We start from the raw sequence: 12,699 nt of genomic DNA on the forward strand, positions 1-12,699 counted from the left end.
AGGTGTGGGGCATCGGTCATAGCGGGTGTGGAAAAGGCGCCAGTCCTTTAGGCGGCCAGACACGATCTCGATCTTGTGGCGCCGCGGTAAAGCACGGTGTCGTGCGGGATCGGATCTCGCCGGTTCGCCCTAGAAGGGATGCACGCAGCTATTTTGCGATGGGGCAGGACGGCTCGGAACCAGTCTGCGTCACATCTCGGTCGCCGAGCAGAGTTTTGGCCCTTGGCCAGCGTATCAAGCATCAGGGCAGCGTCTTTGTAGTCGCTCAGCTGGCCTTGCTGAGCGCCATGATCAGAGGGCGCCCCTTGCCGTCGCACACGGCGTGAAGCTTGGAGTTCAGGCCGCCCTTGGTACACCCGCTTAGGATTGGGCGCGGCGCGCCCAGACCTAGCGTCATGGCGGCGCGGCAATGCATGGACCCGGCAATAGCCGTGGGTAGGCAGATCGGCGGTCAGCGCCTGGATGTTACCGACCAGCTCGGCATCGGGCAGTGGCGCTTGCCCGCGCTGACGTGGCGGTGGTCGGTTGTGCATGGCCGACAAATGCTGCCGGCTGATGACTAGCGCCTCGGCCACGGCGCTCACCGATCATCTCCTTGCAGTACGATCGAGCGCAACAGCAGTTCTTCAGGCCTGCGCCCGGAACACGGCCTCACGCAGGATCTCGGCCTCCATCGTCTTCTTGCCCAGCAAGCGCTGCAGCTCGGCGATCTAGCCCTGGAGCGCGCGGTACTCAGACGCGGGCACCATCGCTCTGCCGGCACCAGCTGCGGTCAACGCCCCTTGAGCCAACAGCCCGCGCCAGGCGAAGATCTGGCTGCCGCTGATGCCGTGCTGACGGGCCACGAGTGACACGCTGATGCCCGGCAAGTACGTCTCCTCGCGGATCCGGACCTTTTCTTCCGGGAGCCAGCGCCTCCCGCGCTGAACCCCGGAAAGGACCTCGCCGACGTGGTACCGCCTGGTCGTATGCTCAGTCATGGGCCTCACTCTTAACTAAGAGCGAGACCCTGTCAGGTCATTTGGGGCAGTCGCGCCAGCACTCGAGGAACCTTCAGCAAGTGCCGGATAGCAAACATCACATCGAGGTGATTTAAGCGTCGTACTTCGATCCTTGATAGTCGGCAGACGCGGCGAAAGCTTTGGTCTGGCTTACACGACCACAAGAGAACGCCTTGCTGATGCCCCACGGAGGTGCTGCCCGACTATCGAGTGGATGACCTTTTTTTCCTAAGGCGGTTTCCGGCTTACGTGAGTCAAAGGCGGATTCCCCTGGGCGTGGTGATCTGGTTCAAGATGCTGGCTGGGAAGGAGGCCGGCATGGATGAGCAAGCCGTTGTCGATCGACCTACGGTCGCGGGCGCTGGCTGCGGTTGACGACGGGATGAGTTGTCGGGCTGCGGCGCGGCGGTTCGGGGTGGCCGTTGGAACAGTGATCCGCTGGCACGACCAGCGCCGCAGCACGGGTGGCTTTGCCGCCGAGGGGCAAGGCAGTGGTACGCGGTCGCGTCAGATCGAAGCGCATGCGCACACGAGCCGGACGCTGCACGAGGCGCGGCAGGACATCACGCTGGACGAGCTTCGGCGCGCACTGGGCGAGGCGGGGGTGACCGTGGCGATCTCGACGCTGCACCGCTTCTTCGCCCGCCACGGGATCATGCGAAAAAAAGACCGGGCACGCGGTCGAGCAGGACCGTGCCGACGTCCTGAGCCAGCGCGAAGCATGGTTCGACCGCCAGCTCGATCTCGACCCTGCGCAGCTGGTCTTCATCGACGAGACCTGGACGGCGCCCATGTGACCCGCAGCCACGGCCGCTGCCGCCGAGGCGAGCGGCTGCGGATGGGCTTTCCGCACGGCCACCGCAAGACGATCACGCTGGCCGCCGGCCTGCGCATGTCCGGCATGGTCGCGCCCATGGTGCTCGACGGACCTATCAGCGGCGACTGGTTCGAAGCCTATGCGGCCAGATGCTCGTGCCCAGCCTCCAGCACGGCGGAGTCGTCATCATAGACAACCTGCCGAGCCACAAGCGCGCCAGCGTCCGCGACCTGATCGAGGCGGCCGGAGCCCGCCTCATGTTCCTCCCGCCCTACAGCCCCGATTTCAACCCGATCGAGAAGGCGTTCGCCCGCCTCAAGGCCATGCTCCGCAAGGCCGGCGAGCGAACCGTATCCGGCTTATGGTCCCTCATCGGCGAGCTGGTCGATCTCTTCCAACCACAGGAGTGCGCCAACTACTTCAGCTTTTGCAGCTACGAACCAGACCAATCGGATACCGCTCTAGGGTCCAGACACAATCACCCGAGAAGCGGCTGATCGTCAGTGACGTCGAGGCATAGCGTAGGATGTACGGCTTTTCAGAAGGCTTCCCCGCGGGCTCCTCGTTGCCGAAGAAGGCGACATAGCGTTCATAGGCGTTGATTTCGTCGTCGAGCCAGCAGTGGACGACCACCCCGTATTCTGGGCCACCCTGCTCAAGACCGGCATAGCGAACGGGAGTTCCAGGTGGCAGATATGGGCCTGACGCGACTTCATCTTCGGTCATGATCTTCTTTCATTCTTCAACGCCGTCATAGCCAGAACGCGACTGCGGTAGCGAGGGCCACACCGGAGAGGAAGTTGGCAGCAAGCTTGTCGTAGCGGGTGGCAACACGGCGGAAGTCCTTGAGGCGGCAGAAGGCCTTTTCGATGAGGTTGCGGCCCGCATAGCGGTTCTTGTCGTAGCGGATGGCGTGCTTGCGGTTGCGCCGGCCCGGGATGACCGGGCCGGCACCGGCGTCGCGAGTCAGACGGCGCAGCCGGTCGGCGTCATAGCCCTTGTCGCCCAGCAGGTAGCGCATGCGCCCGGCGTGTTCGGGGAGGGCGGGCGCGGCCTTCACGTCGCTGACGTTGCCGCGCGTCAGCATCAACGCATAGGAGCGGCCGATAACGTCGGTGAGCGCGTGGACCTTGGTCGTCCAACCACCGCAGGAGCGGCCGATCGCCTGCGCCGAGCGCCCCCTTTTGCGCCAAATGCGGCACGCTGCGCCTTCACGTAGGTGCTGTCGATGGCGGTGCTCCTCGTCACCGCGCCCGCGGCCACCAGCGCGTCCAGCAGCTTGAGCCAGAAGCCCCGGTGCGACCAGCGATTGAACCGGTTGTAGACCGTCGTCGAGGGCCCGTACTCGGCCGGGCAGTCGCACCAGCGACAGCCGACCTTTAACACATGTAGGATGCCGGAGATCACCCGCCGGTCGTCCACCCGTCGCGCTCCAGGCTGGTTCTTGAGCAGGTGCGGCTCGATCGCCGCCCATGCTTCGTCCGATAACCAGAATAGCGCCATGCCCAGCCTCCTGCGATTCACCACCGCAGTGAATCAGGAAAGCCGGTCCGCCTCAAGCCGCTGATTGAGTTTGAGCCCCAACGATCGGCTGCTTGTGTATCCGCTCGGCCGTCCTTTGCGAAGGAAAGCAGGGTGGTGGTTCAAAACGTTCTCAAAGTGACGGTCGCTTTTGGCCGCAGGCGGATCGGGACACGCACGCGCAACTACTTGCCGACTTGCAAGGCCGCAGAGGTCAGGAAAACTCTCCGCCCGTCATCACATCCGAAGCCTGGGGTCATACACTACTCGCTCTCTGTCAAAGGTCACCTGCGAGCTGGCAGGGCAATGACGGACCAAACTGAATCTGCCGTTGAGCGTAGTTGCAAAGGCATGTAGGCGCCGTGTCGCAGTCATGTGCGAGCTCGCATGGCGCTTTGGTTCGTCAGAGAAGGCTTTATGGCAAACAACACCAACGCGGTAGAGTCGCAGAAACATGAACTTCTATCTATGTATAGACGTCATGTTGGTATGGGTAGCTCGTACGCGCTTGTTGATTTTCCGGACCATCCAAATGTTGGCGATAGCGCTATTTGGCTAGGGGAGATTGCCTTGCTGAAGAAAATCACTGGCCGATCTCCGAGGTACGTGTCGACGTACGCCAACTTCGATGCTGCTGCTTTTGAAGCAGCGTGTCCCAATGGGGTCTTGTTTATCCATGGTGGTGGAAACCTTGGCGATATCTGGCCTAGCCATCAGATTTTTCGCGAAGAGCTATTAGCTAGGTTCCCACAGCGGGAGATTGTCCAGCTTCCTCAATCTATCAAGTTTCGAGATGAAGCCGGTACAAAGCACTTTGCTCAATTACTTGAGCGCCATCCGAATTTTACGCTCTACGTCCGAGATAACCCAAGTTATGAGTTTGCAAAGCTCAAATTTGCTTGCAAAGTCGATTTGATGCCGGACTCTGCGTTTGGTATGGGGCAACAACGTCGTAGCCCGGCTACGCGCGATGCTTTGCTACTCCTTCGTACCGACAGTGAGCGGGCAGGATATGACATGGCCCCATTTGCGTCGATAAGGGAAGGTAAGATCGTCGACTGGCTGCAAGATTGTCCAAGGACGATTAGAGCGGCACGGGCCCGACGTCGATTAGTGAAGATAGTCTCAGGTGCAGATTCCAATGCACTGCGTGTACGATGGTACGAGTGGTTGGCAAATAGTCGCGTTAAACGCGGTATAGCTCAGCTATGTGAAGGCCAGATCGTGATCACAGATCGATTGCACGGCCACATACTGTGCGTGCTACTCGACATTCCGCACGTGGCTCTCGATAACGACTACGGAAAGGTCTCAAATTACATCAATGCTTGGACCCACAAATATCCCAGTGTCAGGATCGCAAAATCTTCTGCGAGCGCATTGAAGGAATACAATGATGCTTTGATCAGAGCTCTATGATTTACTCTCGATTTCCTTCAATACGCTGCTTTAGCTAAGCATTATAAATTACGAGTTGCTTCCCTGTAGCGTCAGGCGCCTCAACAGCGCTTTCTATGAAAGGCGTGACGCTTGCCCCTTCAGCTGTGCAAGGATTCAGAACGGCGTGGCCTATAACAGACCTGAAGAACCAACAGCCGAAGCGAAGGCGAAGGCACCTGAAGCAAGCATGAGCAGCAAACTACTGCGAGGCAGCGGCTGGATGGCTGCCGCACGAGCAGTCATTAATATTCTCGGATTTACTAGCACGATAGTTCTAGCTCGGTTTCTGAGCCCAAGTGACTTTGGACTTGTTGCACTTGCAACTACGGCACTGGCTATCATAAACTCTGTAACTGACATATCTCTCAACCAGGCACTGATACATCACCGAGAGCCGACTGACTATCACTTCCATACTGCATGGACCCTGAGCGTTCTTCGCGGTTTGCTGTTGGGAATGCTGGTAGCCAGCCTCGGGTTACCGATGTCTTGGTTCTATGACGATCCCCGGCTGCTTCCGATTATGCTAACGCTCGGTGCGTCGACCTTTCTCGCGGGGTTTGCAAATCCCCGCCGTGTGATGCTTGCGAAGCAACTCGTATTTTGGCAAGAGTTTTTGCTCACTGTCTCGCAAAGAGTTATAACAGTGGCTGTATCAATTGCCGTCGCAGTTGCATACGAAAGCTACTGGGCCCTTGTGCTTGGCGTGATCTCTGGGCAGGTTGCAGCCATCGTTGTATCCTACACTTCGTTACCGTTTCGCCCGCGCTTCGCTCTTCGCCACGCGCGAGAGCTTTGGTCGTTTTCCATTTGGTTGACACTCGGGCAAGCGATGAGCACTATCAACTGGCGCTTCGACCAATTGCTAGTAGGAGCCTTGCTTGGCAAGGCGGCGCTTGGCTTCTACGCTGTAGGTGACAATCTTTCCCAAATTCCTTCCCGCGAGACCACCGCTCCGCTGACGAAGACCCTGTTTCCGGGGTTTAGCCGGATCGCGGATGATGCTCTTCGTTTACGTCAAGCTTACACCCGCGCGCAGTCAATTGTGACCGCGGTCGCCTTACCAGCTGGCGCGGGAGTTGCGCTAGTTGCGTCACCCCTTGTGGCACTAGCATTGGGGGAGCGCTGGGGACCGGTTGTTCCCATCATTGAAGCGCTTGCAACCATCTTTGCTCTACAGACATTTGGATCATTGGTTGCCCCTTTAGCCATGTCTTTGGGCGCTCCTCGTCTTCTATTTCGGCGCGATTTGCAGATGTTCTTTGTGCGCCTGCCGATTATCATCACCGGCACCTTGCTGTTTGGGCTTACTGGGCTTGTGTATGCCCGCTGTCTGACGGGTGTTATAGCGACGGTCACGAACATGACGATCGTGCGCCGTTTAATTGGCATACCGCTCGTGAACCAAGTTAGCGGGAGTGCGCGTACCCTTATCAGTGTGTCCATGATGGCGGGTGCAGTCGTTCTTGCGCAGCGAATGTTGGCACTTCATGGTCAGCATACATCCATGATATTATCGCTCGGGATTTCCGCTGCGGTTGGAGCATTGACTTACATAAGCACGCTGCTGATTACCTGGCGATTAATGGGCAGCCCTGCTGGACCTGAGGACGAGGCTATCAAGTTGGTCAGAAGAGTTATGACGCGGATTCAAGGGTAATACTCACATGGCGGATATAACAGTGTACGTCATCAGCATGAATAGTTCCATTGAGCGAAGACGACGGTTTTCGCACCATGCAGAGGGCTGCGGACTGAATTGGCATTTTTTCGATGCGCATACCCAACTGGCAGAGGGGCTAGTGTATCTAGAGCAGCGTGCAATAGACAACCATGGTCGCCCTCTTACCGCAGGAGAGCTTGGCTGTTACTCTAGTCATTATAGCGTCTGGAAGCAGTTTCTTGAATCTGGTTGCGAACAATGTGTTGTTCTGGAAGACGACGTGATTGTAGATTGGGCTGGTGTCAGACTCTTGGTCAATAATAATCTTGCCGACCGAGGTATCGAGTATTTACGGCTGTACCACAAACGCCCCGGACGGATGCAAACTTATGCCGCTGACTTCTCCCGAAGATCGTTGCACATCGTGCAGCTCTTTGACAAAGCCTACGGGACTCAAGGATATATTATCACTAGGTCTTCTGCAGCGAGGTTTCTTGCGTCATTCAAGGACGTTGTCAGGCCGATAGATGATCAGATGGATCGCTATTTTGCCCATGGGATTCGCAATCTCTCCATGTATCCATTTTTGCTAGTCGAAGAGAGCGTCTCATCCGAAATCGGTGCTAGCCGCTTTGAGAAGGATAAGGCCCCGTCGAAATCCATGCGTCAAGCGCGTTTGGATAGAAGGTCCCGCAACTATGCCTACCTGAGGAGTGTAGGTCATTTGTTTGTGCAAAAGGCTTTAAGGCGCATAGGGTTCAGTTAACTGTAATGAGGCATGCAAAGTCGCAACACCCTCGAAAAGATTAAATTAGTTAGCTCCCGGGGTTGTCAGGGATAGGTTCGACGACAATCCGTCTACTCAGCAAGGATATGCCTTGTTGCAGTTTTTGAAACCGCGCGCCGGCAAGCGGTTGCAAAAAAGATCGCAAAGGTCAGTTTGCCAGCAAGACCGTGATTTGCAGAGCCCTGTCGGATCCTTCGCGATCAATGAGGGGGGTCGTCTTTGTAGCTCCTATATCTCAGAACGCGAGCAATTTGGTCTCACACAATGCTGAACGATCTTATTCCATGTCTTTGGCTTACTACTTACGGATAATCGGCGTCAAGACGGCTGTGGTGCCACAGCCAGTCTAGTAGAATGGTGAAAACTTGTAGTATCTATGAAAATGCTCGATTAGCTGGTGTTTGAAAGTTGCTAGGGAAAAGGTTCGGGTATGAGCGCTTGTCTACGGCCATTTGTCCGAGCTTCGCGACTTCTCTAACCGCATGGCGACTATGTGTGGGAGTGGAGGTCGCCTTTACATGACGGCGGCGATGAACTAAATCAAGACATCTAAGTCGTGTCGGGAATGCAACTGCTTGCAGTCAATACTCCTAATCAGGCGAATGAAGATGCGCTATCAGGGCTGGCGACCGCAATTGATATATTACGTAGGCCTGTTCTCTGCTGTGGGTGAGATACAACTTTCATTTTTCCGCTGCGTTGCTCTGATTTCCGCACTTGGCCGACAATGCCACTTCCCAGCGGGACGGCATTCTAGCCAAACGCTCCGTGGTGGCACAAAGCATCATCCGGCGCGGCGCCTTGCTACTTATGTACCCACATTGGATTTGATATTTTCTGAGCGCAGATGTAGCGGGCCCAGGTGAATCGAGTCGAGTGTCTTGATGGCCTTCGCGGCCTAGCTGCCCTATGGGTTTTACTCGGCCACGCTGCGCTGCTGACGGGCTTCAAGCTTCCACTGCTCAGCCAGCCCGATCTTGGTGTTGATCTCTTCATTCTGCTGTCCGGCTTCCTGATGGTGCATCAGTATTATATTCGCTCGAGCTTTGAGGACTGGGGTCAGCCAAGAACGTGGGCAAGTTTCTGGGTCCGGCGGTTTTTCCGAATAGCTCCGTTGTTCTATGTAGCCCTATTTTTTTCTATTATCCTTGGGCCCGCAATTTACGATGACCGATTGGCAATAGACACTGCTTTAGGGAGAAGTCCACAGCCCGAAGAGCGCTATTTAGATAGCAGCATTACAAATATTGTGCTTCATGTGACCTTCCTTTTCGGACTTCTCCCTAGTCATGCATATCGGACGCCTCTGCCTGATTGGAGCCTGGGGCTTGAAATGCAGTTTTATGCCGTGTTCCCGGCTATTGTCCTTTTGGCGCGTAAGGTTGGATGGATCGGCGGGTCGTCGCTCGCTGGTATTGCGGGCGTGATTGTGGCCGCCACGGTCGCTAAGATGGGTATGCAATTCCCCATGCCGTCTTTCCTACCACTCAAACTTCATGTGTTTATAGCCGGTATGCTCGTGGCTGCGGCCAGGCTCCGCCCTGGCCGAGCTAGTCTGCTGTATTTGGCCGCCTCTGCAAGCTTTGCAATGCTGCCCATTGGTCCGCACAAAGACCTTCTTCACGTGCTGATTAGAGGATCCATGCTCGTAGCATTTTTCGGCTTATTATATGGGCGCCAGTACCGACCGGGAGATCTCCTCTCGATCGTTCTTGGCGGGCGACTCCTCAAGTGGCTGGGTGAACTATCTTTTGGCGCCTACCTAATACACCTTCTTGTAATGCAGCCTATTGCCGCTTGGGTGTTTAGCTACTTGGGACCGGACTCAACAGCTTCCGCTCGATTCCTGATCGTCTCCGCTGTTGTCCTGCCTCCAACTTACGCTCTGGCTGCTGTGGGATATTTCTTCGTAGAGAAGCCGGGCCAAAGTTTTGGAAAAAGGTGCATAGTACGTTTGTTCAACGCTAAAGAGTCAGCTCAGCAAACTACTGCTGAAAAGATTGCGGCGCCGTAATCAAGCTTTCTTCGCGTTGTTAGCCAAGCGGCGTTTTGAGGTTCAATATAGGTGTCGTCATCGCAGTTCTTGGCGTTACACGTTGATGTAGCCTGCCACCCGTGCGGGCCCACGATCGACACCATCTTGCAGGACGGGACTTGCATCAGCCTGAAGCAATTGCTGTTGCTCCAAATTGTCCAACCGGGTTTCGGGACTCCGGATGATGTGTTCGCGGTTGCTCAATAGCGCAGATCCTTCTGCCGCACCTCGTAGTAGTCGGTCACTCAGCCGGGAAGCTGCTCAAGGGCGGTGAAGGCATCGTGCGTCACACTCCCAATAACGTGGTGGCGCTCGAGGGTTCTGACGAAGGCTTCAAACGTGCCGTGTGACTGGGGAGAGCGGACGATCGTTGTTTGCGGTGCCAAGCCGACGTCGCAGACGATTGCCGATGCGACAGGGCACCAGCAGGTGTGTCACGACAATCCGCCGCGACGTGGCCTACCCGGCGTAATTTCTGCCGATTCCCGCGGCAAGCGTTCGGCCAGGATGTTCCAGCGGCCCGCCTCCGCAGGAACGCCGACTCCTGGGCGTGCCGGTCGCGGTCGGTGGGCACCAGAGCATGATCCACCTTCTGAAAGGAGCCTTGATCTCGCAATCGGGCGAACTAGCGGTATGGCGTCTGCCACGGCAGAAAGCCCGACTGCTGGCACCGCCGAGGTGCCCTCGCGCGCAATACGAAAAGGCTTGCATCAAACAAGTCTCGCCAAGGGCCCTTCGTGGCCGACCTCCCGCCGGCTCTGCAGGCAGACAGATAGCTAACACCGGGCATTCTGCATCCGTGAGGCTGCTTGTATGATGGAGATGATCGCGGCCATCCTGCCGTCGAGTGTCGCGGATCCACATGGCGGCTCGGGATGGCGTCAGATACCTCCTGAGATTATGTCATGCCGGAATCCTCCACTCCCAGCTACTTACGAAAAGGGCTCCAAAGGGAAGGGGGCTGATGCGCTTCAAACAACTCGCCCGATTGAGGGCGGCATGGATAAATCAGCCTGCGGCGACGGATCTGCACAGCCGACTTCTTGGCCGCGGTAGATGAATTTGGCAGGTGTCCTGCCGAAATTCAGCGCACTCTCATCGACTAGAGCGAGGCGTTACACTGTAGGGACATTGCCTCTAGCGACCTGGCGCCTTTGCACATCAGCGGAGCAGCGGAGCAATTTGAGATGAGGGTGACGACCTGTTAACCCGCGGCGCGCACATTCATCTCGCCCATGACCGTCTCCTGGCGTCGGTAGGGTGAGGGCTGCCCTTTAGCGGTGCAGGGCGGCCCTTTATCCTTTTAACCCGCGGCGCATACCCAATCTGCCTCAGCGTGCAAAAGCGCCATTTCGGCGGCGTACTGCTGCACGATAGCCGCATCACGTGGATTGTTCAGGCCACCTGCCACCCACTTGAAGCGCTCAACTGCTGCCACGGCGTTGTGCAAACCTGCCATTTGTTAACCATCCCGCTGTGATCACTCTTGCAAGAACAGCGGCTTTCGCGCGCAGTTCCGAGACTTGGCATCAGTAGTATTGCTTATCGGCAGAAACATACGGACTTGCCGCCTCGAGGCGGATCACTGGTGCGCTCTATCGGCTGGGTAAGCCGCCAGCGGTTTGATCGACCGGCGCGCAGGACCATCCTCTCCGCAAGCTGCAGCAATCCCATACTAGAGCTCACGGCAGGCCCCACTTTGCGAATACGCATCGCCATCAGACTGGGCGTACTCTCGATAGCACGTTAGGCTCTTCTTTTGCGATAGCATGCATCGCAGCACTGCCGGAGCGAGCGCGACCACCCATCCGAGCGAGGGGCATTTCGTGCAAGATCGATGGCTGCTCGGATACGCCTAGGGTTAGCCCGGGGGAGGGGGACATGAGCTTCCCTTGCAGAACAGATGCGGAACATACATGTCCGCTGCATCGGCGATGGTGCGAAAGGTAGGCCTTTCTGTTGGGCGAGGAAGGTAAGTTTCCGGCCTAGTGCGTGTCGCTACGCGGCCCAGTTGCGCGATGCGGTGAGGCCTCGGGGATGCCCCTTCGCACCCTATAAGGCAGAGTGCGGATGATCTACAGTGAAGTCATCACAGGTAAACGTCCGACGTCTTCCGTGTTGCGGCAGTGCGACTCGCCGAGGACGAGGCTTTGGTAGTGCGGCCTGAGGCCGGACTCCAGAAGGAAGCTTTGTGTCGGACCGGACCGAGATTACTGCGCTAATGGGCGACGCCGGTAGCTCGCCGAATGGGAGGGTGGCAATCCTGGACGCCGCCGAGCAAGACGGCGTTTACGTAAGCGACGGCGCAAAACGCCACAGCACCGCTGAGAGCCTCATATATATCTTGGCGTGTGCGGCGTCAGGCTGCGGCGCTTGCGAGCGAGCCACTGCACCCATCTTGGTGCGCGCTCCCGGAGCCGTTTCCGCAGGCACCGCAGAGCCAGGTGCACAGCAACATCGGCCGGATCACGGGGCGGCCGAGGATCTGCTCCGCCCGCGGCCCATTAACAGGCCAGCCAGACGGCGCGATCGAGTGCTCGTGAGCGGGCGAGAACGTCAGCCATGCCCGACATATTCGTAGAAGAATATTCAGGGGTACCCCGATCACTCTCTTTTCAACTATTCTGCATCGAATATGGGTGGAGAGTGACAAAGGACGAACGAATTGCAGCTCGGCGCAAGGAACTGGGGGTTCCCCAGATTGATCTTGCGCGTCTCGCCGGCATCAGCCAGCCAACCGTAGCCTAGCTGAAGCGCGATCAGCAGGTCGGGTCGCCCCAAATGCACAAGATCGCTCAGGTCCTACAGACTACGGCGACTTACGTGTCGGGCGAGATTGACGATCCCGCAGAGGATGCGTTCATCCCGCCGGCCCCGGCCGAAATAGCGGCCGAGATGAGGCTGGTGAAGATCAGCGAAATCGATCTTGACATTGGCATCGGCGCGGCTTTCATGGACAAGGCGCAGGTCCCCGAAGTTGATCGCTGGATCCTACAGGAGTGGGTGAGCAACTTTACCGGCACACCGGCGCCGCTGCTGGCGATCGCTCGAGCAGTGGGCGAGAGCATGTATCCTACGATCAACGACCGCGAACTAGTGCTCGTCGCCCGATTGCAAACGAAGATCGATCGGGCAGACGGCATATGCCTGCTTGTGTTCGGCGGCTTCAGCACGATCAGGCTCGTTCGCATGCTTCCAGGCGGCACCGCCCGTCTGACGGCAGCCAATCCCCTGGTGCGCGATGAGTCGGCTGCCGCCAGCCAACTCTCCGTGATCTGCCGCGTTCCCGGCGTGTTCCTGCGGACCTGATCGATTGTACCGCTCCCTCCTGGGCTCCGCGTGTCTGCGACCATCATCACCGATAAGCTGCGGCCGATGTCGCTGGCGGTAGTTGGTGCGCCGCATCTGAACGATAGTGGCTCCAATCCGCAGTTT

9 protein-coding genes and 1 pseudogene are annotated in these 12,699 nt (G+C 57.5%); 6 read left to right on the plus strand and 4 right to left on the minus strand.

The genetic code is table 11. The features are described 5' to 3' along the window. Nucleotides 1–710: 710 nt before the first annotated feature. Nucleotides 711–980: a transposase gene (locus D5S08_RS14290; protein WP_121119760.1), complete on the minus strand. Its 270-nt coding sequence runs from the start codon at nt 978–980 to the stop codon at nt 711–713. Between the two features lie 343 nt (nt 981–1,323). On the opposite strand from D5S08_RS14290, the pseudogene D5S08_RS14295 reads away from it, so the two are divergent. Beyond that, nucleotides 1,324–2,315 (plus strand): annotated as a pseudogene (locus D5S08_RS14295) (IS630 family transposase). Here the strand turns inward: D5S08_RS14295 and D5S08_RS14300 are convergent. Continuing rightward, nucleotides 2,239–2,544: a hypothetical protein gene (locus tag D5S08_RS14300; protein WP_175578951.1), complete on the minus strand. Its 306-nt coding sequence runs from the start codon at nt 2,542–2,544 to the stop codon at nt 2,239–2,241. The pseudogene D5S08_RS14295 and the gene D5S08_RS14300 sit on opposite strands and share 77 nt — an antisense overlap. A gap of 25 nt (nt 2,545–2,569) precedes the next feature. Beyond that, nucleotides 2,570–3,321, minus strand: a protein-coding gene (locus tag D5S08_RS14305) for an IS5 family transposase (protein WP_121119762.1) whose coding sequence is annotated in 2 segments (ribosomal slippage) — nt 2,570–2,992 and nt 2,995–3,321 — 750 coding nt in all. Because the reading frame shifts where the segments join, the coding sequence is not laid out codon by codon here. Between the two features lie 405 nt (nt 3,322–3,726). On the opposite strand from D5S08_RS14305, the gene D5S08_RS14310 reads away from it, so the two are divergent. The 4 genes from D5S08_RS14310 to D5S08_RS14325 all read left to right on the plus strand — a co-directional run bounded on the left by D5S08_RS14310 (nt 3,727) and on the right by D5S08_RS14325 (nt 9,243). Next, on the plus strand, nt 3,727–4,758 hold the full coding sequence (locus tag D5S08_RS14310) for a polysaccharide pyruvyl transferase family protein (RefSeq protein ID WP_241557429.1): 1,032 nt from the start codon (nt 3,727–3,729) through the stop codon (nt 4,756–4,758). A gap of 145 nt (nt 4,759–4,903) precedes the next feature. Continuing rightward, nucleotides 4,904–6,439 carry a lipopolysaccharide biosynthesis protein gene (locus D5S08_RS14315; protein ID WP_241557430.1) on the plus strand — a complete coding sequence of 512 codons (1,536 nt, stop codon included), beginning with the start codon at nt 4,904–4,906 and terminating at the stop codon, nt 6,437–6,439. Nucleotides 6,440–6,446: 7 nt separating this feature from the next. Beyond that, nucleotides 6,447–7,208, plus strand: a complete 762-nt coding sequence (locus D5S08_RS14320) for a glycosyltransferase family 25 protein (RefSeq protein ID WP_121119766.1) — start codon at nt 6,447–6,449, stop codon at nt 7,206–7,208. An 883-nt stretch (nt 7,209–8,091) separates the two neighbouring features. Further along, nucleotides 8,092–9,243 carry an acyltransferase family protein gene (locus tag D5S08_RS14325; protein WP_121119768.1) on the plus strand — a complete coding sequence of 384 codons (1,152 nt, stop codon included), beginning with the start codon at nt 8,092–8,094 and terminating at the stop codon, nt 9,241–9,243. Between the two features lie 1,324 nt (nt 9,244–10,567). Here the strand turns inward: D5S08_RS14325 and D5S08_RS17010 are convergent. Beyond that, complete coding sequence (locus tag D5S08_RS17010; protein WP_206610355.1) at nt 10,568–10,723, minus strand: hypothetical protein; 156 nt, start codon at nt 10,721–10,723, stop codon at nt 10,568–10,570. A gap of 1,322 nt (nt 10,724–12,045) precedes the next feature. On the opposite strand from D5S08_RS17010, the gene D5S08_RS14330 reads away from it, so the two are divergent. Continuing rightward, on the plus strand, nt 12,046–12,573 hold the full coding sequence (locus tag D5S08_RS14330; RefSeq protein WP_121119770.1) for a S24 family peptidase: 528 nt from the start codon (nt 12,046–12,048) through the stop codon (nt 12,571–12,573). Nucleotides 12,574–12,699: the final 126 nt, after the last annotated feature.

This window comes from Croceibacterium ferulae, assembly GCF_003660445.1.
In the GTDB taxonomy this organism is placed as follows: Bacteria; Pseudomonadota; Alphaproteobacteria; order Sphingomonadales; family Sphingomonadaceae; genus Croceibacterium; species Croceibacterium ferulae.

Excerpts from the sequence above, each read along its gene's own strand:
- D5S08_RS14300 (WP_175578951.1), bottom strand. The coding sequence starts at position 2,544 with ATGACCGAAGATGAAGTCGCGTCAGGCCCATATCTGCCACCTGGAACT.
- D5S08_RS14320 (WP_121119766.1), top strand. The coding sequence starts at position 6,447 with ATGGCGGATATAACAGTGTACGTCATCAGCATGAATAGTTCCATTGAG.
- D5S08_RS17010 (WP_206610355.1), bottom strand. The coding sequence starts at position 10,723 with ATGGCAGGTTTGCACAACGCCGTGGCAGCAGTTGAGCGCTTCAAGTGG.
- D5S08_RS14330 (WP_121119770.1), top strand. The coding sequence starts at position 12,046 with ATGCACAAGATCGCTCAGGTCCTACAGACTACGGCGACTTACGTGTCG.
- D5S08_RS14290 (WP_121119760.1), bottom strand. The coding sequence starts at position 980 with ATGACTGAGCATACGACCAGGCGGTACCACGTCGGCGAGGTCCTTTCC.
- D5S08_RS14310 (WP_241557429.1), top strand. The coding sequence starts at position 3,727 with ATGGCGCTTTGGTTCGTCAGAGAAGGCTTTATGGCAAACAACACCAAC.